We start from the raw sequence: 24,531 nt of genomic DNA, 5'->3' as shown, positions 1-24,531 counted from the left end.
AAAAAGCTGAATAGAAAGCATGAAATTCACAACATCTTTGGTTCTGACCTTTAGCCTTTCACTCGGCTTGATTTCGCCTACCTATGCCTACACAGGTCTGGGGAAAACCAGCGTGGATGCAGCGACGCTCAAACGCTATGCACCGCCTGCCCTAGACCCTGCGATCGCCAGACAAATTGAGGCAATCTTAGACGTGCGATCGCCTGGGCTAGGATTCCTCACTCCCGATGGCAAGAAATTGTTTTTTGGGTGGGCAGCAACCGGTTCATCCCAAGTATGGCGAATTGATGGGGCGCAACGCTTTCCCGTGCAAGTCACGGGTGGACAGGATTCCACCTCGATGGTGGGTATCACCCCCGATGGGCAGTACTTGCTCTTATCTCGCGATCGCCAAGGCGAAGAAAATGCAGGGCTTTATCTCCAGTCCACCCAAGGTGGGGCAGTGCAAGAGATCCAACATCAGCCCAAGGTCAAAACTTCGCTGCAATACATCGCCGATGATTCTCGCACGATCTATTTCTCTGCAAACAATCTGCGTCCCGACTCCTTTGCAATCTATCGCTACGATTTGCAAACAAAACAGAAAACCTTGATTTTGGCGGAATCGGGCGTGTGGTGGATTGCGGATGCATTACCCAATGGGAAATTCCTGTTTGGCAAAGCTACGGGGAGCCAGTCGCGGGAATATTACGAATTTGACGAGACCACCAAGCAACTCACCCCAGTTTTAGGACAGGGCGAAAAGGAAGATTATCGGGCAGAATTTGGCGCTCATCCTGGGGAATTGTTGGTACTGACTTCAAAATTTGACGAGTTTCGCCGCCTCTATCGCTATATAAAAGACCCAGTAAAAGATTCGGCAAAAGATTCAACGAAAGACCCAGTAAAAGATCCCGTGCGTGGCAAGTTCTCACCGATTACGCCAGCGATGCCTATGGATATCTCTAGTTTTGATATCGATACCACCAAGCAACGCATTCTCTATACGGTCAACGATCGCGGTTATAGCCGTCTCGAAGCGATCGATGCGCGGACATTTCAACCCATTCCTTTACCCCAATTTCCTCAAGCCAATCAAGTCTATGCAGGCACGACTACACGTAACGGTCGCTTTACCACAATTGGCGTAGAGACTGCCAAAGCCCCGCGTACCAGTTATGTCTATGACTGGTCAACCCAAACCTTGACCCAATGGGTACTCCCTAGCACCCCAGAAATCGATCCCAACGAATTTGTCGCAGGTACGTTGGAATCCTATCCTGCCCGTGACGGTACGCAGATTCCTATGTTTGTCTATCGCCCAAAGCAGTGCCTACAAACTTGCCCTGCGATCGTACATTTTCATGGTGGGCCTGAAGCCCAGAGTAAGGCGAGCTTTAATCGACTGGCACAAATCTATGTCAAAGCAGGGTTTATCTATGTAGAGCCTAACGTGCGCGGCAGCGAGGGCTATGGCAAAACTTGGTTAAATGCAGACAATGGCGTTAAAAGGTTAGAAGTGATTAGCGATATTGAAGATGCCGCCCTCTATATCCGTGCGAATTGGCAAGTGAATGGCAAACCGCCCAAGATTGGCGTAATGGGAGGTAGTTATGGCGGATATTCGGCGCTGATGGCAATGACAAAATTTGCAGGCAGCTATGATGCAGGGGTGTCCATCGTAGGCATGAGCAATCTGCTGACGTTTTTGCAAAATACCGCAGCAGCAAGGCGGATCTTGCGAACTTCTGAATATGGCGACCCCGATCGCGATCGGGCTGCCCTGATTGCCCTCTCTCCAATTACCTATGTAGATCGAGTGAAGTCCCCTTTGCTGATCGTTCAAGGGGCAAACGATCCGCGCGTACCTGTGGGGGAAGCAGTACAAATGCAAGCGGCGCTAGAGAAACGCCAGATTCCATCCCAGTTGATCCTATTTCCTGATGAGGGACATGGTGCAGGTAAGCGTAGCAATCAGGTCTTAGAGATTGGACATACCCTACGTTTTTTTCAGCAGCACTTGCAATAGATGCGGTGATATTTTGGCTCCGTAAGGAACCCCATAATGAAAATGATTTGGCACTGATGAAAGTACCAAATCATTCAGGTGTTTCCACCAAATCAGCAATTATTCATTGGCATTAATTTAGTCCAACTACGTAGGTTCAGGAGGAGGTGGTGGTGGCGCTACAGGAGGAGGTGGAGGTGGAGGTGGCGGTGGTGGCGGTGCGACAAATATAGGTAATGGGGGAAGAGTTCCACCAGGAGGAATGTTCACTCGTACTATTGATACATCTCCTTCAGGAGACATATCAATGATGTTGCTGCGAAGTCTATTCCCGTCATCATTGTAGTTGTCATTGAAAACATTCGTTCCTTCCGCAAAAGCAGTAGGAGTTAATGTGGAAAGCAAAGGGACAAAACTAAAACCAGCAAGGGCAATAGCTATCCATAATTTTTTAGACATAACTAGACTGCCTCCATGGCAATGTTTAGAATGTAAAAGTCGTTCTGATCGCACCGATAGTAATCGTATCGCTACCTGTACGATTGCCTGGATTGAATAGGAAAATCAAACCTGGCGTAATACTGATATTGTTAGAAATTCGATAGCGATAAAACACTTCTAGATGGGTTGTGGCAGTGCTCTGCCCACCCGCTGCGGCTCCAGATGTGGCTGATAGGGGATTGCTCAGATAGTCAGGAACGTTGCTATTGCCACTCAAGTCACTGCCTGTAATTTTAGGCAGTTGCCCCACATAGATGCCCCCCAAATTACCATCCTTAAACAGATCGGGGAAAGTTAGATAAGACATCCAGTTAAAGGTCTGAACGCTGCCTGACAAACCATTGACTGTTGAGCTGGTAAAGCCAACCCATCCACCAAAGTTAAGCTTTGGCAAAATTCGCCAGTTCACTGTACTGCCAAAGGCATCTGTATGCGTTGGTAACGTCCCCCCCAGCGTGTTAATTGCCACAATGTCATCACCCACACCTGTATTTAATCTACCCAATCCTGCATTGTTTGTATACGAGTGGAGATAATACAAGGCGATATCTACAGGATCGACAGGTGCAAATACAAATTGTGCGCCTGCGGTATAGTTTCCACCAAACAAGCCGCCATTACCATTCGCCGTTGCTGGCGCAGACGCTGCATAAACACCTTGTAAACTCATGGTTTTGCTGATTTGCCAGTCAAATCCCACCCCACCCGTTGTGTTACCAAGCCCTAAAATCGGATTGCGCTGAGCAAATAATGAGATGGAGCCTTGTCCAGCACTCTGATAACGATTGGGTCCACGAAAAACCGTGATTGGGTTAACGCCCGCAGGCCCAACAATAACGGCGAGGTTATCGGTAACAAGCGTGCGATAGGTTAAATCGCTGAGGACAACGGCGTTGCCCGTATCTCCTGTGAGAGACTCGTAGCCTAACCGCGTAAATAAGTTGTTAAAGCCGCTGTTTCCAGTTGCTGCTGTGGAGATATTGCCAATGCTAAGACCTGTAAGCAGAACGTTGCGGCGATCGAACTGCGTTAAGAATGTGAGTTCGACATTGCTGCCGAGGGTGAGGTTGGTTCCAGTATCAGGGGTACTTAACCCAACAATTCTGGAAGTATTATTTGTCCGTCCTTGTAAACCAAAGATAGCTTGTCCAAAAAGTTTGGTGGTCGTGGAAAATTGCTGGGCTTCCAGTTTTGCAGTTTTAGCTTCTAGGGCATCAACCCGCCCGCGCAGGGTGGCAAGTTCGGCAGCAAACTCTTCTTGCAGTTTCTGTAGAGCCGCTAGGTCTTCTTTACTGACTTTGTCAGCCAAGCCTGCGGAAATAATTTCATTAATCTTATCGAGGCAGGCATTTAGACCCGCAGCAAATTCATAACGACTTAAGGCTCTTTGACCGCGATAGGTGCGATCGGGATAGCCTGCAATGCAGCCATAGCGCTCAACCAGAGATTGCAATGCTGTAAATGCCCAGTCCGTCGGACGAACGTCACTTAGCTGTGAAACGGAGGTAACATTCTGGGCGGTTTTATTGGTGGCAGGGATGACTTTCTGCTGACCGATCTTTTGGATCAGAACCGATTCTGTTGATAGTTCGCGGGTGGGAGCAGTTTTTTCTTGCGGACGCTTTAACATCGGATCGCTGCCGATCGCCTGAATCAAACTCGAATCACTTGCCTTTGCTGCATTGGTTGGAACGGTTTTGGTTTGGGCTTGGGCAATGCCACCTACGAGCGTGGAAGATGCGATCGCAGCCCAAAACCACAATAAATTCGCCTTGCGCCAATCTTGACGATTGTTAATTTCCTGAAATCTAAAAGACATTTGACGACTCCTGACACACTCTTACACACACGCTACAGATAATACATGGAATATAGAGACATGAGATAAATATGAACATACAACTCAATGATTCTCAATTTGGGATAAAAAACTATTAAAATCTTGCGTGCAGAAGGGGATGAGGATTACTTGCAAGCCCCAAACACCTATAATCGATCGATCTCGTCCGTATTAAGAATTGCTTCCTGTAGGCTTTTTGAGGGGATTTGGGGATTTCAGAGATTTGCGAGCATTAAGTCATTAACAATTCGTTACAATAGTCTTAGCAGCTTATAAAAAACTCCTATGCACCTAACTTGGCTAGACAGCAACTCTTGGTCGATCGAATTGGGCGGACAACACATTTTGCTTGACCCTTGGTTGGTGGGTAGTTTGATGTTTGGCAATGCGGCTTGGCTATTTAAAAGCGATCGCAAGACCCCCCGTTCCATTCCCGAAAATATTGACCTGATCTTGTTGTCGCAGGGTTTGGAAGATCACGCCCATATCCCCACGCTAAAGCGACTCGATCGCCAGATTCCTGTGGTGGCTTCTCCTAATGCGGCAAAGGTCGTGAAGGAATTGGGCTATACCCAAGTCACAACTTTGGCACATGGCGAAACCTTTACCCTGCCCCAGCAACTGGAAATCAAAGCCGTCCCAGGATCGCCTGTAGGCCCCACCGCCGTAGAGAATGGCTATATTCTGCGCGATTTGGTCAATGGAACTTCTTTATATTACGAACCCCACGGTTATCATTCCCCTACACTCAAGGATTCCGCGCCTGTGGATGTGGTGATTACGCCAATTATCGATCTAAAGGTTCCATTACTGGGAGCCGTAATTAAAGGGCAAAAAGGAACCTTACAGGTAGCCCAGTGGCTGAAGCCACAAGTGATTTTGCCCACAGCCGCAGGTGGAGATATTACCTTTGAAGGATTGCTCCTAAAGTTCCTCAAAGCCGAAGGTGGTGCGAAGGAAATGCGATCGCTGTTGGCTCAAAATGGCATGACTACAGAAGTGATCGAACCAACCCCTTGGGAACGGTTTGAAGTGCGTCTAGCTCAGAAATCCTGCATTTAAAATCACGCTAATACATTCGATCTAAAGCGCGTTCGCCGCCCCAAGATTCCACGATTTCATCATCGTATCTATCCGCAGTTTCCAAAACCGATGAGACAGAAGTATGAAGTTCCTTGCGATCGCAGGTAGAACCCACCAAGGTCGAGTGAAATCGAATATCGCCATCGTCATCTACGCTAAACACGCCAAACTGTAACTCAGAGTTTTGCTTTAACAAAAAGCGCATCAGATCGGCAGTTAGCTCTGCTCCTGTGACCACATAAGACCAAGTAGCAATAATTGCTTCTGAGTTGCCCCAAGGCAGCACCTCCACCATTGCCGTTGCCGACCCCATCGGCAAAATAAAGATCGGCAGATCGTAGGGTGGAATCGCTAGATTTTCATACATTTCATGGAGCCAAGGCTTAATTTTTTCGTAACAAACTTTTTGGGCGATGGTTGCAAACTTCATCTCGACTCTGGGGTTAAGGCCTTTACAAAATATTTAGATGGCTCGATCTCTGAGCGCTAAGAATAGAGATAGCGTTAACGTAAAGTTAACTGTTTCTTATTCTGCCGAAATTCTGGCATTTAATTGGTAATTTTGACTACGCTATGATGTCTCTTGGTTACTTATTGCTTACTTACTCAGATTTATCTACGGGTAAAATTTATGACGGCAAAGACAAACTACATTGACTCAGAGCATTATCGCCAAATGCTGGTCAGGGATGGCGATCGCCGCTTTCATGAATGGCACACCAGTTTTTTGCAGTACCAACAAATGTTTCTCAATCGCGGTAAAACGGCAAAACCTAAGGACATATCGAGATAAATCGAAAACTTTCGCAAAATACCTGTATCAATTTGCAACAAGCCTCTAATACAGCGCGTCTTCAGATTTGGCTAAAGATTGGCTAACTACTTCACAGCATGAACCCAGAGCGATCGTCGGACACTTCCAATATTTCCCCAGACGCGGAGTTAGCCCAATTGCAGCCGATCAAGGCGCATCTGGACTTGGTGCTTTTGGCATTAGAGGCGCTAACAGGGATTGGCTCAGAGGCAATGCTACAAGCGGCTGAAGATTTAGGCTTACATGAGGTACTCAGCGATCGCATTACGCTTTGGCGACTGCGGCAGGCAAGTCCGTTGCGTAAAGGCAAGGGGGGACGCAAAAAGTTAGACGTCGATGAAGCAAGAGCAATGACCCTGATCAGCGGTTATCTGGCGGTAAAAAGTCAGTTCGGCATTCGGAATGCCGTGGCACAGTTGGAGAAATGTACGGCAAACAAGCGCCCACCTTACAAAGAGGCGATCTTGGGGGACTATCTCGATCAGTTTAACAACCTCTATCAAGAGCGCATGGCAGAAGAAGATCAACTTGCGCCAGACGCATTACAAAAGTTAGCGTTAAAATTATTAATAGACCTATTGTTTTATAGTTCGCCTACGGGTTCTCGCCATCTTTGGGTGGCTTTATTAGAGCGCAGCCGTTCATGAATTCTCAATCCCAGACATCTCAAATGCGTCGCTACGATCTGCCTACCTGTTTGCTAGAGGTTTGGTCAGAGCGATCGCCCCTGTCAGAATGGACAGATCGTCCTGTTGCCAAAAATCTCCGCTTTCGCCTGCGGATCGAGCAGCAAACGCAGCAAAAGGTGATTAAAGGGAATCAAAGCCAGATGACAAGGCTGATTGAGGCAGTAATTACCCATGTCGATCGCCTGTTAAGTAGCGATCGCTTACCCGATCTCACCCATACCCTTACGATTCCGAATTTTCACGCACTCAACTTGAGTACGCTCCAGCTATTCGATCTGTTTACCAGCCTAGAGCAATGTGCCGATGAGATTGCAATCTTGCCCAGCCTTGAGCTAGAGGTCAGACGGGTAACACCTGCTTGGCTAAAAATTGTGGCAGTGGCGATCGCTTCCGTTGGTGTGACCTTGGGCGGACTGCGCCTGTTGACGCCGCAGTCTCCCAGTTTACAGATTGCTTCTACGCCTAATTCTAATGTGGGTTCTAGTTCTGAACAAGCCAATTCCCCCCAAGCCAGATCGGGTGTGGGCAGTGCTAAGACTAGTCCGAATAAAGATACTAATGGGAATGTGGCGATGCAACCCAGCCAGCCAACTCTCAGTCAGCCAAATCCCAGTAAGACCGATCCACTTCCTTCAGTCCAAACGCCACCACAGGGCAATGCGAGAACGCAAGTTACACCGAATACTGGTTCTACAACTCCTATAGCTCCTACAGTGCAACCGAACTTTGGTACTACAGACAATCGCTTCCGCCGTCCTGAAATCGATAAAGTAGCTATAACACCCCCTGCTCCTGTAGCACCTCCTGCTTCTGTGACTACACCAAGCAATGCTCCTGCTCCACCCATGCGGGCAAATCCAATCGTACCGAATTTGGAACCCAAATTGGAAGAAAGACAGCAGCCTGGAACTTCAGTGCAATCAGGTCGCGCCAGCGTTCCTGCTCCATCGGGAGGAGATCTGGCTGCGGAAAGAAAAGTAGATGGAATTGCTTCAGGTTCGACAACTTCGAACACAGGTAAACCTGTGGAAGATGCGATGCCTAAACCTCAAGATCGCGATCGCCCGTCTGCGATTAAAGTTGTCAGCCTTGAGTCCGTCGATGATGAGATTGGGCTGCGCAAAGACACCTCAAATGCTTATGTCACATCCCTTTCTGAATATTTGCAAACCCTGCGATTGTCGTCGACTTTGCGTGGAACGATCGCGATCGAATTGGTGCTACGCGATCGCCATGTGGAATCCGTCGCGATCGATACGCAATCCTCGAATTTTTACAATACCGATAGCAAAGCAGCAGTGGATGAGATTCAGCGATCGCTGCTCAACTGGACTGCACCTCAAGCCCTTCAGGGAGGTGTATCGAATACTCCTGTTAGATTGCGGTTAGTTCTACAAATTCAATAGTGCTTTCGCTTCTATGGCAGACAGTCTGTATCGAGTTCTCTAGATAAATAACGTCAGTTCGGGCTAAGAAAACCTGAAACGCTATACATTCCAAGGATTCCCCCCAGCCCCCCTTGGAAAAAAGGGGGAGAACTCACTTCCCTTTTTCAAGGAGGATACCCTATCGGGCAGGGGGATCAAACCCCTCGGTTCCAGCAAGTCGGCTTACTCTGTTCCAAAATCCTTAACCCGAACTAAAGCTGGACTATTAATAATTTACACAATTGGGTGCAATAAAATCTTCGCGCACCCATCCTCTGGTTCGACTTGGAGTATATTCCACGTAAAACCAAGTTGCGCCTTCGCTATCTATACGGCTAATGCGATTTCCAGAATAATTATTCAACATATTCACAACTTGACCGACCAAGATAAAACCTGGGCTGCCATATTCGGTTCCTGCTCCTGTCCGCATATTCACGCGCGAACCCTGCTGTTGTCCAACAATTTCGACATAGCAATCGCTCCGTTCTTGGGCAGTAGCGATCGGGGTAAATTGGGGTAAAAGTGTTGCTGTGGATGCGATTGCAGTGAGTAACAAAGCTCTGATATTCATAGATTTTATGTTTGACGAACCAGTGGTTGGGGTGTTGATTTTCCTAGCTCGCTTCATGGTACTAATGCTTATATTCTATATTTGTCAAGAGATAAGCAACAAAATTTAGTTTCCAATCAACTTTCCCGAAAGTGGGTAACGTATCTTTATCTTGGCTGAGTCCCTATGACTCCATTCCTGATGAATATGTTCCGCTAAGCAAGGAGAAAAACAAGATTTCATAGGGATTTTATGATTGAGATCGCTGTTGGCTAGTAATCTCGATCGCAAGCACAAATAGAGGAAACGATAGAATGAAAAGCAGGAACTTAGAAATGGAGTTTACATATGCAAGCCAGCGATCGCAGACTTGAAGCCAAAGAAGTGCAAGCGACTTCAGCAGGGGTAATTCGCCTCAAACCTCAACAATTCATTCACATTCTGGATAACAATACTGGCATCACGCGCTTAGAGATTGGACCACAGACGATTACCTTAAAAGATCACGAACGGCTGATCTTGCGCCCCGAGCCCATGATTATCGTACCGCCCCGCCACTACTGCATTGTCACGAACCCAGTCATGCGCGATCGAGATGGAGTACCCATGGTCGATCCACACGGTCAAGTGCGCTTGCACTATGGCGATCAAGAAATCCGTTTTGCCCAAGATCCTTTCCCGCTCTATCCAGATGAGGAACTCGTTGGAGAAGTAACGCGCTTGAAGGTCGTGGAGATGAATCAAGCGCTTCGGCTCAGAGCAATTCGAGACTTTACGGATGAGATTTCAGTATCCATAGATGGACAGGTACAGGAGCAAACAATTTCTCGCACTGCGGGAGAAGAGTGGTTATTTGAGGGTTCAGCTACCTATATTCCGCGTGTGGAAGTTGAAGTGATAGAGACAGTGACAGCTAAAGTGATGAAGCCAAATCAAGCACTGCGACTGATCGCGCGCCAAGACTGTATAGATCGTCAAGGAATTCGCCGCCGAGCTGGTGAAGAATGGCTGGTTCGTGAAGAAGGCGCATATCTCCCCGGTGTTGATGAAGAAGTCGTGGATATGCTAAAAGCCTACGTTCTTACCGAACGAAAAGCCCTACATCTTAGAGCCAGACGTACGTTTACCGATGTGTTTGGACGACAAAGACGTGCAGGCGATCAGTGGTTGGTCACCCTCGAAGATGCTGAAATTCACATCCCTGATGTCTATGAAGAAGTGGTGGGGGAGGTTGCAATTACAACCCTCGGCGATCGCGAGTGGTGCATTGTTCTCGATCCAATCGATCGCACGGGCAAGCCTCAGTTAGGTTTGCGAGAAGTACGTCAAGGTAGAGCTTCTTTCTTCCTGCATCCAGGCGAGTCTTTAGAGAATGGCATTCAAACGATTTATATTCTCGGCGAACAGGAATCACTCTTACTCAGGGCAAAAGAAGCCTTCAGCGAAGGCGAAGGTGAAACGAGCGAGCGTCAGCCAGGCGATCTATGGATGCTGGCGGGACCTAGAGACTATATTCCGCGTGTGGAGGTCGAGGTCGTAGAGCGCCGCAAAGCGATTCCCTTAGACAAGAATGAAGGGATTTACGTGCGCAATACCCAAACTGGAGAATTGCGTCTCGTCAGCGGGCCGCAAGCCTATATGCTCAGTCCCTACGAGCAACTGTGGGAAAAAGATTTGCCTGCTATCGTTGAAGAACTCCTCACAAAAAAAGGAAATCCTGTCAGCGATCGCGGTCAGCCTGTACTCAATCTTCAAGAGTACGCCCAAGGCATCGTGAAACGAGATCGCACCAGAGCTGTGGTATTTCACGTACCGCAAAATGCCGCCGTACAGTTGCACGATTACAAAGACAGAACTGCACGCACCGTATTTGGTCCCGATCTGGTCATGCTAGAGCCCGATGAGGCTTTTACCGTGTTGAGTTTGTCAGGAGGGAAGCCCAAGCAACCCAATCTGATCAAGTCCTTGGCTTTGTTGCTAGGTCCCGACTTTATGACCGATGTGTTTACCGTGGAAACCTGCGATCACGCACGTTTGCAACTCCAACTTTCTTACAACTGGTACTTTGATGTCGATCGCCACGATGAAGCGGCAGCAGCACATCTATTTCAAGTTCCTGATTTTGTCGGAGATGCTTGCAAGGCGATCGCTTCGCGGGTACGCGGTGCGGTTGCCAGTGTGAAGTTCGACGAGTTCCATCGCAATTCTGCCCGCATTATTCGCTTGGCTGTGTTTGGTACTGATGAGGAAGGTCATATTCGCGATGAGTTCCGTTTTCGCACGCATAACCTCGTGATTACCAATATTGACATCCAATCGGTAGAACCTGTAGATGAACGCACGTTAGAGAGCCTGCAAAAGTCTGTGCAAATTGCAATTCAAATTACGACGGATGCCCAAGAGGCGGCAGCGCGGCGTGATGCTGAGCGGATCGAACAAGAGGCTAAAGCCCGATTGGAACGGCAAATCATTGTCGATCGCGGTGCTGCCGAACTCGAACGCAAGCAACTTTTGGAATGTCAAGCTGAGAATGCGGCGATCGAGTCAACGGGGCACGCAACCGCCGAAGCCAGAGCGAAAGCGGAAGCAGCCAGAATTCAAGGTGAGTTAGCCGTGAATCTAGCACAGCAGGAAACCGAAGCCGCAAGGATTCGTTATGAAGCCGAACTCGCAAAGCTCACAGCTAATTATGAGGCGGAGCTGGCGCACCAACGCGCTTTGAATGAATTAGAAATTGCTAAAGCTACTGCCATGGCACAGATCAATACTGTGGAATTTCGAGAAAAAGTGGAAGCAATTGGAGCGGAAACGCTTAAGGCAATGGCACAGGCTGGGCCTGAGATGCAGGCTCGCTTATTACAATCCTTGGGACTCCAGAGTGTTTTAATCACGGATGGCAAAAATCCAATCAATTTATTTGGTACGGCAACTGGACTGATTGGTCAGTAGGATGCATTGTAAATTTAGTAGATTTATTTTGATTTTGTGGGCAGTTCGTAACGATTACGAACTGCCTCTTATGTTTAGAAGGAAGTTACTTCTTATCAGCAGACTAACTATTCACAGTGACAGTCTGACCGCCATTTTCAGCATGGTTCTCCTTGGTTTGATTCCATAAAAGCATTCCCATCAGTCCATCAACCAGACCTGCACCGTTGTTACCACTGACAGCGACATCAGGCACGACACGCACGCCGTTGTCGCCGATTACCTGCATGAGTTGTAAAGCGGTAAAGCCCTGCGCACCCAAAGCATTTACACCCGCTTGATAAACTTCGGCTTTGGCTTGACCCGTCACGCGAATGGATTCGGCTTCACCATTGGCTTCCATCACTCTGGAATTAGCCTCCAATTCCGAAATCTTCACGCCTTGCTCGGCAGTTACTACCTTCTGCTGAATATCTGCGAGGGCAGTTTCTCTGACCAACTCTTGACGTTGGGTTTGTGCAACGCGCTGTACTTCGTAGGTTTTTTGCTGTTCCTCGGCAATCTTGCGATCGGTTAAGGTTTGCATCAACTCGGGCGGCGGCGTAATCAGACCTATCAGGGTATCCACTGCCATGACATCATAGGCGCGGAGAGCTACCCGTACGTATTCTGCTGCCTCTGCTTGGCGATCGCTACGGGCTGTGAGGAAGTCAAGAATCGTATATTCCTGTGCCGAGTTGCGGAAGTAGTTACCGACAATGGGGCGCAGAACGTGATCGACGAGATTTTGCATCGAGCCGAGTCGCGAAATCACTTTGGGGGCATCCTGTGCGCCGACATGGATGATTTGGAATACCTCTAGATCGAAGGTGAAACCATCAAAGGAGAGTAATTTCAAGGCACTCAATTTAGTATCATAGCCATGATCGCTGTTGATCCGCGATGAGAAATTCAACACGATATTGGTGGTGGGCACGAGTTCCACCTTCATGATTTGCGTGTTGAGAGGATGTTTGCCGGGGTAAAGCGGATCGACCCAAACCCCCTTGTTGCCAACGTTAACGAGATTGCCATGGGTAAATGAATCGCCACTGACATCTTCATGCGATCGCCCTACGAAGGAAATCACCACACCTACATAACCTATGGGAACCTCAGTCATGGGAACCTGCTGAACCTCAGCAAACCAGGGATTGAGATTCCAAGAGCCCGAAAGAATCACTTGCTCTTGCAGACCTCTATGCCCCCCATTCTCGACAAACGATTGGGCTTTCTGGAAGTTGTCATGAGCTGGAACAATAGCCCCAGCAATCTCTCCCTCGTCAATGGGCGCACCATCTAGGGTAGTAACAATTCCCACCGTACTCGGATCGACCGTATGTACCAGCAACTGTTTAGGACTCATGCCATGCTGAGCGCAGTTTTTAGATGTGATTACACTAAATAGCGCCGTATTGATTCGATACGTACCCGCTGTCACAATTCCTAGTTGTCGCCCTTTTTCACCACCACTCGTAAGAAACTTGCGTGCATCTTGAAAATCGTCGCATTCCACGACTTTACCCAAAATGCGCTGGGGGGGAATGGGCAGACCATCATTAGCCAAGATTAGCCCGATTTCATTTTGCGGCACTTCCACCACGGGTTCTCTTTTGACATTATATTGCCAAGGGAAATAGCCAAAGTGCCAACCAGGGGGGAGCGTATCTGCTTGAAACCCTGCTTCTCCGTTGAGTGCCACCAACTGTCCTGGGGGAAGGCTACGACTAGAGAATTTCTTGACTACAATGCCAACCTCTCGTTCGCCCACCACAATTAAGCCTAAAATCCAACCAAGCTGGGGCAAAAAGAAAACCAGAAAGATTGCCCCACCCACAGGATAAATCCATATGGGCAGATCGAAACCAGCCATCTGGATGGGGATCGCAGTTTGCTCGTCTGTACGTTTGGCAGTTTGACTCGAATTTTGAGCGATTTGAGAAGGATCTTGTTGAAGTTTTTGAGCAGTCTCAAATAAAGGCTCAGACTTGGCTTCTAACTTATTGGGTGTGGAAGCAACAGAAGTCGTGTTTTTTGCCCTTTGAGAAATGCTGGAAGCAGTATTCGCCTGTGCGGAACTTGCTGAGAAAGTCACGCCTGTCGAAGCGATCGCAGCAATGAGTGCTGTAGCGAGGGATACAATCTTCGTGAATTGAGCGAACTTTAAATTGGTAACGATCGGTTTCATAAGCTTTAACCAAGTTATTTGCGTGTAGAGCGCACTATCACTATATTCAATCAGCCATAACGAGCCATCAGCGATCGATAAGCTACTTACGCAATTCTTTACGTTTCTTTACAATTGAAGCTGAATCCCAAGGCTTTGCTCCACTTTCTGGAAAGTGTGCTAGGTTAGTGGGGTGAGAATTAAGTATCGGTTGCGGCATTTGTTTATCGTATTAGCGAGTTTTTCGTGTTTTGCATTGGCAGGCTTCCCTCCGAAATTTCACTCTCTACACACTTCTAAGTTTTGGAGATAATTTATGTCAATTTACGTTGGTAACCTATCCTATGAGGTTACAGAGGCTGACCTAAGCGCTGCATTTGCAGAGTATGGCACAGTCAAGCGTGTTCAGCTCCCTACCGATCGCGAAACGGGTCGCATGCGTGGCTTTGGTTTTGTCGAAATGGGAACGGAAACAGAGGAAACGGCTGCCATCGAAGCTCTTGACGGAGCAGAATGGATGGGTCGCGATCTGAAAGTCAACAAGGCTAAGCCTCGTGAAGACAGAGGTTCATTTGGTGGTGGTGGACGTAGAGGCAACAGCTTCTCACGTAACTACTAAATCTTGAATTTCAATTCTTTGGATTTTAGATCGAATGTCGTAAATTCATGGCTGTAAGAAAGAACTGAAAGGTTCAATTTTCACCAAATAAATTTATCTGACCACAAAAGGCTCAAGCAGCAATGTTTGAGCCTTTTGCTACGATCGGCGATCGCTCTATTTGGGATCGCTCTATTTGGGATAGATCAGAGGATACTGGGCGGGATCGATCGCGCGTCCATCACAGCTAAATTTGGCGCGATATTCTTGCAAGACAAATTGCTCGTTCTCAAATTTGTACTTGGCAAAAGTACCGCAGTCACCCACACCCCTCGACTTGGTGTAATTGCTCAAAATGCCCGTACTGGCGTTAAACTTTGGCAGCCCTGCAAACTGCGTAGTAGTAGTTTTAAGAATTCGACCATCTTCTTGCTTAAAGTCATCCAAACTGAGCAGGCGAATCTCTTTGGTGTTAGCGTTATAGAGAACCAGCGCGTAAGAGCCCTGATAGGCTGCAAAAAAACATTGCACCATCACCAAATACTTATCTTGCCCCAGATTGTAGATTTTAGAATGCTGACTTGCATCTGATTCTCTAAAGTTGGAATCGCAGATCCCAAACCTGGCGCGATCGCGTAAAACTGCTTGCAGAGGTTCCTCTCGATCTGGACGAACTGCCGAGTTGCCTTTGTATCCGAGATAACGTAATAGGGGCTCGAACTTAATCAAACCATTGGGAAAAGTTATTCGTAAAGAAGGTGCGAGATTTTGGGCGGTGGGGATTTCAATCGTATAGGTATAGCCCTCGTTCTGAAATTCGATGATATCTTCCCTGAGTGGATTAGAGGATTTTCCATCAAGGCTAATACCACTGGAACCATCCATATTTTTGCTGATATACCAACGAGGGCGATCGGGAAGTTGCTCCTCCGCACACAAATATATTTTGAAGTTGCGCGTTTCCGTATAAGCAAATAGAATGCTGTCGGAATGGGCATTTTGACAAACGCGATCGCTTCCCAATTCTTTAAGATCGCCGATCGCAAGGACTCTAGTCGTTGGAGCAGCCTCGGTCGTTGGGGAGGTTACGGGCTTGGGTGTGGTCGGGATCGCAGAGGGAGTTTGTGTAGGTTGGGGCGTGCTTGCAGGACTGGAACTAGCATTCGGTGCGGGAGATGTGCAACTCCAAGAAGTCAGCGCGATCGCTCCCAGACTAAGCCCCAGTTGCAAAAGTTTTTTCATAATCCTCGCCGATCAGATGTTCTTCAAAAAATTCCGTACAGATACCATTGGCGCCAAAAACATCATCCCATCTATCGGTTGGTTTGGCTTTCACGCCCAAATTGCGTCCAATCACAACACAGAACCATTGCAAAAACCGATCCATGTTTTCTAGGAATTTGCGATCGCATTTTTGCAGGTCGCTCCATGTCGTGCGGTTGCCCAATCGACGGGCTTCTTCTAAGGTTCGCACTAAGAGCGAAGATTTGCCCATGCGATCGGGAGACTTGAAACGAAAGAGAGCATGGAGGCGGGCGATCGCTTCGTAGGCGCCTTCTTCTTGAGGCGATCGGGGAATGTAGAATTGCAAACCAATTCGTACCGTTCCTTCGGGTTCTTCTAGCGCGATCTGGAGTGGTAAAACTTGGTTGGGGATGCGATTCCCATTTTGGGGATGTGTTCCGCCGTGGCGTTCTATCAGAACTGGTGTTTGAACTTCGGGAATATTTTTTAAGGCGATGCGATTTTTGCCCAACTCAAAGGCATCCTTCGCCGATTTGCCTTCAAACAGTGCGCCATAAAATCCCTTGGCAAATGCGATCGCTGCCGTATCGCCAATTGCCTGATTTATGCCCAAGACGTAGGGCACATGATGGGCGATCGCCTCTGCCTGCACCTGAGAGAAACAAGCATTTAACACGACGCAATCAATACCATTTTGGAGAATGCGAAACAGTTCCGCGAGGGGTTCTGTGGCAACCAGTTCCCATGTGCCTGCATCCGTTTCTAAAACCAATCCATTCTCTGCTGCCCCATGTCCCGAAAAATGCACCACTTTGGGTGCTTCTTGAATCAAAACGGGTTGCAGATCCTCAATCCGTAAGGCTCCTTTTGCCACAATCGCAAAGCGATCGCGTAACGTCGATTTTTGACAACAGGTCTCGATTTCGCGAAATTCTGCCTCTACCCGCAAGCGATCGGTATTGGTTGGATTGGCTGATAGCAGCAGTACTTTGTTGATTGCCATAGCGGGGAATGTTTAAAAATTAGGCAGGTTTCTTGGGAAATGCACACTTAACCGTAATTTTGAGGTTGGAACTAGCGCCACCTGAGGCGATGATTCAAATTCTCCTAAAGCGACTTGCTTAACTTCTCAAACACTCTCTTACAGTTTTCTTATGTATCTTCTCATACGCAAATCGATTTCTCAGCGATCGCTTTAAACTTCAATCACAGTATTTGTTTTTGCCGCTTTTTCGGCAGCGCAGGCGACTGCGATCGCGTGGAGCGAACTGTCCGAATTGGTATAGAGTGGAACGCCATCAAACAAATAGTCTAAAACATTTTCTGTATCGCGTTTAAACAGACCCTTAGGACTATCGACGGTAAGTACGGTTTCACCATCTGCCGTAATTAATTTGCCCGACTCACCCTCAAATAAAACAGCACCACTGCTACCTTGAATCTCCATACTGCGCTCTGATTTCCACAGATGTTCGCCTTTGCTGTAGCTAATATCGGCAACTAGCCCACTGACAAACTGAAGCTGGGCGTTGCAAATACAAGAAGTATATCGTCGAGGCAAGGCATCGCCTTGATAGCGCAACTGACAAGCAACCGACTTGACTTTACCAAATAGAGCCGTCAATCGATGCACGCGCGAAACTGCGGCGACCAAGGGAAACCCAAACAGCTCTGGCATATAGGTCCATTTATCTGGGGCTGGACGCTGGGGATTTTGAGTCACATAACGCGCATAAAATGGCTCCCCTAGGTCTGGCAAAACCTTTGTGACAGTTTGATGAACCGCACCGAGCAGTTCGAGATGTTCGACATGGAGGAGTAAATGGTTGGCTTGAGCCAATTGCACGAGAGCTTCCGCTTCGAAATAGCTAAAGGCTAGAGGATATTCGACAATGACATGCTTACCCGCTCTAAGTGCTTGAGCCACAACTGCACCGTGATCGCGATTGACATTGGCAACAACCACGAGATCGAGATCGGGTCTGACCACTAGCTCAGACCAATAGGAATGGGCTTCGATATTAAAGGCTTGGGCAAGGGCATTGGCTTTGTCGGCGCTACCTGCGATCGCTTTGAGTTGTACCCTCGGATCTTGGCTTAAAATTTCAGCGCGTAACTTGGCAACAAAGCCAGTACCAACAATACCAACGCGTAAGGGTGAAGTTAGTTTACTCAAAGAATTAGAAATCCCAATCAATGGCTAGCGGATGCGGCGAGATCTAGAAGGGGGCAAGCGTTTTTGCTTTGTCCGAAAGATCCGGCGACCAGCAGTCGTATTTGCCCAAATTGCCACTTTTTCCCAGACAGGCTCAGAAACAAAGCGATTTGCCAGTGCTGAGAGGGTCATAATTGCGACCACGGGAAACATGGCTGCCAGTGAGTTACTATCACGGCTGCCGATAAATAGGAAAACGACCGAGGTTACTAGGGCTGAGACCAGAAGAAACTGGAATTTAGTCATAGAGATTCCAAACGACTGACAAAATGAATATTAACCGAGAGACCTATAGAGATTTTAGCCTACAAAGATTAGCCACAATATACACTACCGCCGATCGCAGATCGTCAAAGCGATCGCAGTCTCAGCGCTGTAGTCAACCGTAGCAAGCTAAGGTAGCTGAAGTGCTTCAGGCAATTAACCTGTAATAGTTGTGCCATTCTTGGCGATCGCGAGGCATTTCGCTGTCGAAATCATACCCGTTTCTTGCCAAGCCGCACGCATTGCTTCTGCTACTGCTTCTATTTTAGCAGGGCTACCAAGCGCTAATAGGGTTGGGCCAGCCCCACTGATCACCATGCCATAGGCTCCTGCCTCGATCGTCGCTTTCTGGACGGCTTCCATCCCCGGAATTAGGCTTTGACGGTAGGGTTGATGGAGGCGATCTTGCAAGCCCGATTGCAGCCAATCTTGATTGCCCGTGGTAAGGGCGTGGGTTAACAGGGCTAAGTGCGAGGCATTAAAGATGGCATCTTTCATCGGAACGTCGCGGGGCAAAACTTGACGGGCTTTGGCAGTCGAAAGCTCAAAGTTGGGAATGGCGATCGCGATCGCCACCTGTTTATGCCAGTTAATTGGACAAAATTCCCATCCGCCACTTTTATTGGAAGCCATCAAATAGCAGCCGCCTAACATGGCAGGTACGACATTATCGGGATGTCCCTCCATGTCGATCGCCAATTGCAGCAAATCTTTTTGATCTAGAGGGGAGCCAGCCAAGAGATTTGCCCCTACCAATCCACCCACAATTGCCGTTGCCGAGCTACCTAACCCCCTTGCTAGCGGAACCTGAGCATCAATATGTAGAGAGATAATTGGTTTTGGCTGACCGATATGGGCATAAAACTTTTCTAAGCTCTCGTAAACAAGGTTGGATTTATTTTTCGCAACTTTATCTGCCCCTGCCCCAGAGGCTGTAATCTTCAGCTCGTCTGACACCGCAAACTGAAACTTGTTATAAAGCGATAGGGCTGCACCTAAACAGTCAAACCCGGGACCAAGATTACCAGTGGTGGCAGGAACTGAGACTTCAAACATAGGCTTAGACTGAAATTATTAACAAATAAGGAGCATAGCGATTCTACATCGCGCCATCTTAGCTTCTGTGTACCTCGTCGTAAAGAATGTATAAGAGATCGCAATAAGTTATTCGTTAAGGACAATCATGCTACTTGGAAGACTTTCAAGAAAATGGGTGGTTACAACTTGGAGAGCTTCTGAAATTGCCTCACGGGATACGCGTCCGCGAAATCCCTGCACAATGTTATCCATACTTTCACCTGTAGCTAGCCGTTCGATCGCGCCTGTAATTTCGATGCGCGTATATTTGAAGGTTGGGCGATCGCCACAAACTCCAACGGCTCGAACGACGTATTGTCCAAGTGGATAATAGCTATAGGGTTCTCCGTTAAGGATCTCTGTGTTTAGCGATCGCATACAAGGTTTTGAGTTCACTGGCTACACTATATTGTAAACAATGTGATTATTTTTTACGATTGCAGCAAATAAAGCACGAGCTATCGCATTTGTTTTGGGCAGAGTCGCGATCTACATCAGACTAGCTAAAGGTGATTGCTAAATCGACCTAACTTAATTTTCTTGTAAAATGTTAGCAGTATGTATTTCGGGTGATTTATATGGAAGTTATTGCTGAAAATCTCTATACTGTCCAAAAGATCGAGGCAATTTTGAAAAGGCTCTCACCTGAACGGTTGCGCGTGGCTGCTGATTTTTTAGCTTATCTGGACGAAAGAGAAAGCAATGAGGCAACAGATGAGTTATTGAGTATTCCTAACTTTGAAAATGACTTTCAAGAGGCTTTACGAGAGGTTGAAAGAGGGGATGTAGTTTCTTTCAAAAGTATTCGCCGCCATGTATGAGATATTGATGACTCGTAAGGCTCAAAAGTTCTACGATAAAGCTGAGAATGAGTTAGTCCTTCAATTGAATGAATGCTTTGATAATTTGAGTCAAAACCCTTATCAAGGTTCTGATATTAAGAAACTAAAAGGAAATTTTTTGGGCTATTGGCGATATCGCATTGGTGATTACAGAGTGGTTTATCTCGTTGATGAGAAAAGCAAGAATATTACAATCTTCTTGATCGCCCATCGGAAGGATGTGTATAGGTGAGATATTACAAGCATAGTTGCTACTCAATCACTCTGCCTCAATTGTAACCTTCTTAATGCCTCTGCCATGAATATTGAAAAACTTAAGGAATTGCTAGGAAGGAAAGAGGGGTTAAAGTTTGACTTCAAGCGACAGTTGAACATGGTTGATTCATCTGACAAGTCAATGAAAGCTAAATTTCAAGATGAGTTTGTTAGAGATGTTTTGGCTTTAGTAAATGGGAATATTGGTACTGCTGGGGAAACGGCATTTTTGATTGTTGGAGTTGAAGACAAACTGAAATCTGATGGAACAAGAGACTTGTATGATTGTAGTCACATTACATTGACTCCTAAAGAAATCCTTCAAAAAGTTAATGCTTGCTGTAATCCACCTATTCCTGATATCCAATGCAAATTCATAGAGATGGATAGTAAACAACTATTCATAGTATCTATTCCGCCCACACCTTATTTGCATGAAACAACCCGCGATCTGATGCTCCCTAATGGAACGCGATATCCGAAAAGCACTGTTTTTATCCGTCGTGGTGAAGAGATCCATCAAGCCACTATTAATGAAATAGATGAAATAAGAAAAGAAAAGCAACTAGCAATGGATTGTGCAAAAGCAAATGGTGTGATGAGTTTGGAGGAAGGGAATTATCTAGAGGCTGTTAAGCAGAAATATCAAGATTGGTGGGAAGATTCTTATTCTTTCATGAATGAAATTAATAATGCACCTTGGCAGGAGCTTGAACTAACTGTAAAGGTGCCTAAGTCTAAACTCAATAATGAGACTAATTCACTTTCAGCGAGTGATGATGATAAGACAGCTATATTGCCAATTTTAGATGCACTTAGCCAAGTTTCAAGCGAACGAGTTTTAATTGTTGGTAAAGCAGGAGCGGGTAAATCAACTATTTTAGCTAAAGTTTTGCTTGAAGCGGCAAAAGAAGCACTACAAAATCCAAATTCTCCTATTCCACTATTAATTAAGTTAAAAGATTATCAGAATCAGTCAGATTTTTTACTATTGATTAGAGATGCATTTGAAGGATTTGAATTTTTGGAAGAGATGCAGGAAAGTGAACAGATAACTTATATAAAGAGACTTATTAAGTATAAGCGGTTAGTGCTGCTTGCAGATGGTGTTAATGAGTTATCAAGTGATGGATATAGAGCTTTTAAGTATTTCTGTGGTGATCATCTCCCGATGATTGCAACTACACGCGATATTAATGTAGGTAATTTAGGCATCCAGACAAAGCTAGAAATTCAACCATTAAGCTCTGAAAAGGTTAAAGACTTTTTTAGTGAAAAATTACCCGATCATCATGGTAATAGTCGGGTTCAGGAGTTATGCGATCGCGTGCGTGATTTTGGGCAAACTCCTCTGATGGTTTGGATGTTATACATTATTTTTAAGCAAAATCCTCTTAAAGAGACTCCTAATACTCGTGGAGAAGCTTACCAGGAATTTACAGATATCTATTCCAGAGAAGCGAAAGATGAAGTTGATTGGGTTGTTTTGACCGAGATGCGATCCCAGTTAAGCTTACTTGCATTTGAAATGACTCGTTCTGAAAAGCCTTTTAATGAAGGAGATGTTCTGACCTTGATTGGCAGAGAAAAAATACGGAAAAATTTATTGAGCAATCATTTATTACAATGTAATGGAACTGCTGGTAGTCGTAAAGTTCAGTTTTGCCATCCATCGCTTCAAGAGTACTATGCGGCAGAGTATATACTTGCTAAGCTACCTGAACTTATAGAAAAAAAAGAAGATCAGAAATATACGCCATTTCAGATGGATTATCTCAATTATCTAAAATGGACTGAGGCGATCGCTATCATGCTTGGGTTCCCAGACATCAATGATTTAGTAGAACAAGTCGTACAACAAGCTTTAGATGTTGATTTATTTTTGGGCGCAAGACTATCAGGTGAGGCAAAAGCAGAAATTCAGGAGACAACAGTTAAGCTAGTTGAAAATATTAATACGACTGACCTTGTTAAAATTACGCTTTTAGAAAAAACTGAGTCAATTCAATCTGTCGATGGGTTCAAAACTTTACTCAGCCATCAAAATGAAAATGTTCGTAGAAGAGCGGCTTGGGCATTAAGAAAAATGCCTTGCGATGTAATTATTACTCTATCGGAGATTGCTTTGAAAGACTCAGCCCCTAAAATTCGAGAAAATATAGTTTGGGCTTTAGGTGACTCTAAGAATAACATTGCAATCCCAATTTTGGATAGAGTGTTACAAAATGACTCATCAGTAGATGTTCGCCTAAGAGCGGTATTCGCATTGCAAAAATTTGTGAATGAAGAAGCAATTCTTAGCTTACTCAAAGCGACAGAAAATCCTGAACGTCAAATAAAGAGACTAGCAGTTGAAACATTAAAAGAACTTGATCGCCAAAAGGTTCTAAATACCTTGTCTAAAGTTTTATCTAGTAAAGATGTATCACTTAAAATAACTGTAGTAAAAATGTTGAGGGAATTAGGTGGTAGCGAAGTTATTCCTCTCTTAAACGAAGCACGTTTAGATTTAGATCATTATGTTCATTTGGAATCTGAACATTCATTGGAATTTGTGAGAGATCAAATATCTTTGCAAATCCAGAAAAATATAAAGTCTTCACGTCTTAATCATGAGGCAATACAAAAAAGAGAAGCAGAACAGTGTATTTCTGCTTTAAAATCTAATATTCCCATTCAAAGAGGTAATGCAATCCAGAAATTGTATACCTTCTTGGGAAGAGATGCGCTGTCAAAAGTAATAGAAGCATTGAGTGATTCAGATAGTTGGGTTCAACTTAGTGCTTGCAATATTTTAGATGCTAAATTAATTCGACAATTTCCAGAAGAAATTGAAATTCTAAGTAAAGCCATACCACAATTAATTAAAATCATTGAGAATGAAAATCCCTCGAATAAGGCGTGTGCAGCATCAGCTTTAGGACAACTCGGAGATAAAAAAGCATGTCCATCTCTATTAAAAGCCATAAGATGCGAAGACTCTACTACTCGTAGAAATGTATTAGAAGCTCTTATTAAATTAGGTTGTCCAGAGGTGAAAATAGAACTTCTCAAGGCATTAAAAGATCCTGACTTCTTAGTAAGGTCTTCTGCAATTATTGAATTAGGGTCAATTCAAGATAGAGAATCAATTCCAGACCTAATCAATCTACAAAAGATCCTGATGAGCTAGTTCAAGATTCTGTATATCAGGCTTTCAGTCAATTTCAAAAAGATTCTGCTGCTGAGTATTTACCTCAGTTATTTGAACTCGTCAAAACTGAGTTTGGTGTACAGGCACTATATTCGATCGCTTCCATTCAGTTAAATTGCCAGTATTACAACTATGAAGTCGCCCATCTTTCTGAATTAGAAACACAAAAAGGAGAAAATCTTTACTTGTCAACACAAGGAAAACCCATAGTCAATTATTTTGACCAAAGCCACTCAACTATAGGCGTTGGCTATGCTGCTGAAAATAGCAATATCAAATTTAACCAAATTATCAAAGATATAACTAGAAAGGACTAACCATCATGACTGACAAACAACCAATCATCAACTTCAATCAAAACAATGCAACTATCGGTGTCAACTATGCTGCTGAAAATAGTAATATCAAATTTCAGCAAAATGTAAATATAACCGAACAAGACCTTGCTGTAGCTGCCCAAAAGATTCAAGACATATTAAATCAGCTTGCTCAAACCTATCCTCCTACTACTGAGACTCAAAAGGAGAGTTTCGTTCACAAATTCTTAGAACTGCTTGAATCCACACCTGACCTGATCAAAGTGATTCTTGCAGGTGGCATTGAATGGGTAAAAGTTCAATGTCCTCCTGCTGGAATTCCTATTGAGATGTCACGTCGCCTCTATGAAGCAGTAAGAGAACATCATAACCAATCATATCGCGGTTTTCAAGAAAGTACGGACACAAGGTAGAATTAGAGAAAAGAGGAAAAGAATGGGAGTCGCATATTCAGAAGACCTGAGAAAATGCATCATCAAAGCACATGAAGAAGGGCA

At 45.7% G+C, this 24,531-nt stretch carries 22 protein-coding genes; 11 read left to right on the top strand and 11 right to left on the bottom strand.

Annotated features, from left to right (window positions below; genetic code table 11):
* Positions 1-19: 19 nt before the first annotated feature.
* The gene (locus tag ACP2WE_RS00110; protein ID WP_425213587.1) at positions 20-2,008 is read left to right on the top strand and encodes a S9 family peptidase; all 1,989 of its coding nucleotides are present in this window, start codon (positions 20-22) and stop codon (positions 2,006-2,008) included.
* Positions 2,009-2,134: 126 nt separating this feature from the next.
* Here the strand turns inward: ACP2WE_RS00110 and ACP2WE_RS00105 are convergent, their stop codons facing one another.
* Both ACP2WE_RS00105 and ACP2WE_RS00100 read right to left on the bottom strand, forming a co-directional pair.
* Complete coding sequence (locus ACP2WE_RS00105; protein ID WP_425213586.1) at positions 2,135-2,446, bottom strand: hypothetical protein; 312 nt, start codon at positions 2,444-2,446, stop codon at positions 2,135-2,137.
* A gap of 25 nt (positions 2,447-2,471) precedes the next feature.
* On the bottom strand, positions 2,472-4,307 hold the full coding sequence (locus tag ACP2WE_RS00100) for an iron uptake porin (RefSeq protein WP_425213585.1): 1,836 nt from the start codon (positions 4,305-4,307) through the stop codon (positions 2,472-2,474).
* A gap of 306 nt (positions 4,308-4,613) precedes the next feature.
* On the opposite strand from ACP2WE_RS00100, the gene ACP2WE_RS00095 reads away from it, so the two are divergent.
* Positions 4,614-5,390, top strand: a complete 777-nt coding sequence (locus tag ACP2WE_RS00095; RefSeq protein WP_425213584.1) for an MBL fold metallo-hydrolase — start codon at positions 4,614-4,616, stop codon at positions 5,388-5,390.
* A 7-nt stretch (positions 5,391-5,397) separates the two neighbouring features.
* On the opposite strand, the gene ACP2WE_RS00090 is transcribed toward ACP2WE_RS00095, so the two are convergent.
* Entirely contained in the window at positions 5,398-5,841 is a 444-nt protein-coding gene (locus tag ACP2WE_RS00090; protein ID WP_425213583.1) for a T3SS (YopN, CesT) and YbjN peptide-binding chaperone 1, read from the bottom strand.
* Positions 5,842-6,042: 201 nt separating this feature from the next.
* On the opposite strand from ACP2WE_RS00090, the gene ACP2WE_RS00085 reads away from it, so the two are divergent.
* The 3 genes from ACP2WE_RS00085 (at position 6,043) to ACP2WE_RS00075 (ending at position 8,320) form a co-directional block, all read left to right on the top strand.
* Complete coding sequence (locus tag ACP2WE_RS00085; RefSeq protein WP_425213582.1) at positions 6,043-6,204, top strand: hypothetical protein; 162 nt, start codon at positions 6,043-6,045, stop codon at positions 6,202-6,204.
* A gap of 98 nt (positions 6,205-6,302) precedes the next feature.
* The gene (locus tag ACP2WE_RS00080; RefSeq protein WP_425213581.1) at positions 6,303-6,872 is read left to right on the top strand and encodes a DUF3038 domain-containing protein; all 570 of its coding nucleotides are present in this window, start codon (positions 6,303-6,305) and stop codon (positions 6,870-6,872) included.
* Positions 6,869-8,320, top strand: coding sequence for a DUF4335 domain-containing protein (locus tag ACP2WE_RS00075; RefSeq protein ID WP_425213580.1), 1,452 nt, complete (start codon positions 6,869-6,871; stop codon positions 8,318-8,320). The genes ACP2WE_RS00080 and ACP2WE_RS00075 overlap by 4 nt, the downstream gene beginning before the upstream one ends.
* A gap of 247 nt (positions 8,321-8,567) precedes the next feature.
* Here the strand turns inward: ACP2WE_RS00075 and ACP2WE_RS00070 are convergent, their stop codons facing one another.
* Positions 8,568-8,915, bottom strand: a complete 348-nt coding sequence (locus tag ACP2WE_RS00070; RefSeq protein ID WP_425213579.1) for an SH3 domain-containing protein — start codon at positions 8,913-8,915, stop codon at positions 8,568-8,570.
* Between the two features lie 327 nt (positions 8,916-9,242).
* On the opposite strand from ACP2WE_RS00070, the gene ACP2WE_RS00065 reads away from it, so the two are divergent.
* Entirely contained in the window at positions 9,243-11,843 is a 2,601-nt protein-coding gene (locus ACP2WE_RS00065) for a colicin uptake protein (RefSeq protein ID WP_425213578.1), read from the top strand.
* A 103-nt stretch (positions 11,844-11,946) separates the two neighbouring features.
* On the opposite strand, the gene ACP2WE_RS00060 is transcribed toward ACP2WE_RS00065, so the two are convergent.
* Entirely contained in the window at positions 11,947-14,049 is a 2,103-nt protein-coding gene (locus ACP2WE_RS00060) for an SPFH domain-containing protein (protein ID WP_425213577.1), read from the bottom strand.
* Between the two features lie 295 nt (positions 14,050-14,344).
* On the opposite strand from ACP2WE_RS00060, the gene rbp reads away from it, so the two are divergent.
* The gene (gene rbp, locus ACP2WE_RS00055) at positions 14,345-14,647 is read left to right on the top strand and encodes an RNA-binding regulator (RefSeq protein ID WP_330486395.1); all 303 of its coding nucleotides are present in this window, start codon (positions 14,345-14,347) and stop codon (positions 14,645-14,647) included.
* Positions 14,648-14,818: 171 nt separating this feature from the next.
* Here the strand turns inward: rbp and ACP2WE_RS00050 are convergent, their stop codons facing one another.
* From ACP2WE_RS00050 to ACP2WE_RS00025, 6 genes are all read right to left on the bottom strand, one after another.
* Positions 14,819-15,868: a DUF1176 domain-containing protein gene (locus ACP2WE_RS00050; RefSeq protein WP_425213576.1), complete on the bottom strand. Its 1,050-nt coding sequence runs from the start codon at positions 15,866-15,868 to the stop codon at positions 14,819-14,821.
* The gene (locus ACP2WE_RS00045; protein WP_425213575.1) at positions 15,840-16,874 is read right to left on the bottom strand and encodes an AAA-like domain-containing protein; all 1,035 of its coding nucleotides are present in this window, start codon (positions 16,872-16,874) and stop codon (positions 15,840-15,842) included. Before ACP2WE_RS00045 ends, ACP2WE_RS00050 begins: the two co-directional genes overlap by 29 nt.
* A gap of 192 nt (positions 16,875-17,066) precedes the next feature.
* Complete coding sequence (locus tag ACP2WE_RS00040; protein ID WP_425213574.1) at positions 17,067-18,047, bottom strand: Gfo/Idh/MocA family protein; 981 nt, start codon at positions 18,045-18,047, stop codon at positions 17,067-17,069.
* Between the two features lie 24 nt (positions 18,048-18,071).
* Entirely contained in the window at positions 18,072-18,332 is a 261-nt protein-coding gene (locus ACP2WE_RS00035) for a hypothetical protein (protein WP_425213573.1), read from the bottom strand.
* A 174-nt stretch (positions 18,333-18,506) separates the two neighbouring features.
* The gene (gene thrB / locus ACP2WE_RS00030; protein ID WP_425213572.1) at positions 18,507-19,406 is read right to left on the bottom strand and encodes a homoserine kinase; all 900 of its coding nucleotides are present in this window, start codon (positions 19,404-19,406) and stop codon (positions 18,507-18,509) included.
* Positions 19,407-19,514: 108 nt separating this feature from the next.
* A complete protein-coding gene (locus tag ACP2WE_RS00025; protein ID WP_425213571.1) occupies positions 19,515-19,823 on the bottom strand; it encodes a DUF433 domain-containing protein in 309 nt (102 codons plus the stop codon).
* A gap of 182 nt (positions 19,824-20,005) precedes the next feature.
* Between ACP2WE_RS00025 and ACP2WE_RS00020 the strand changes: the two genes are divergently transcribed.
* The 4 genes from ACP2WE_RS00020 to ACP2WE_RS00005 all read left to right on the top strand — a co-directional run bounded on the left by ACP2WE_RS00020 (position 20,006) and on the right by ACP2WE_RS00005 (position 24,447).
* Positions 20,006-20,248, top strand: coding sequence for a hypothetical protein (locus tag ACP2WE_RS00020; RefSeq protein ID WP_425213570.1), 243 nt, complete (start codon positions 20,006-20,008; stop codon positions 20,246-20,248).
* Complete coding sequence (locus tag ACP2WE_RS00015) at positions 20,241-20,501, top strand: type II toxin-antitoxin system RelE family toxin (RefSeq protein ID WP_425213569.1); 261 nt, start codon at positions 20,241-20,243, stop codon at positions 20,499-20,501. Before ACP2WE_RS00020 ends, ACP2WE_RS00015 begins: the two co-directional genes overlap by 8 nt.
* A 66-nt stretch (positions 20,502-20,567) precedes the next feature.
* A complete protein-coding gene (locus ACP2WE_RS00010) occupies positions 20,568-23,696 on the top strand; it encodes a HEAT repeat domain-containing protein (protein ID WP_425213568.1) in 3,129 nt (1,042 codons plus the stop codon).
* 343 nt (positions 23,697-24,039) lie between these two features.
* The gene (locus ACP2WE_RS00005) at positions 24,040-24,447 is read left to right on the top strand and encodes a hypothetical protein (RefSeq protein WP_425213567.1); all 408 of its coding nucleotides are present in this window, start codon (positions 24,040-24,042) and stop codon (positions 24,445-24,447) included.
* The last annotated feature ends 84 nt before the right edge of the window (positions 24,448-24,531 follow it).

It is taken from the genome of Tumidithrix helvetica PCC 7403, assembly GCF_965232925.1.
In the GTDB taxonomy this organism is placed as follows: domain Bacteria; phylum Cyanobacteriota; class Cyanobacteriia; order Pseudanabaenales; family Pseudanabaenaceae; genus Tumidithrix; species Tumidithrix helvetica.
This window is presented reverse-complemented; position numbering and strand designations above follow the sequence as displayed.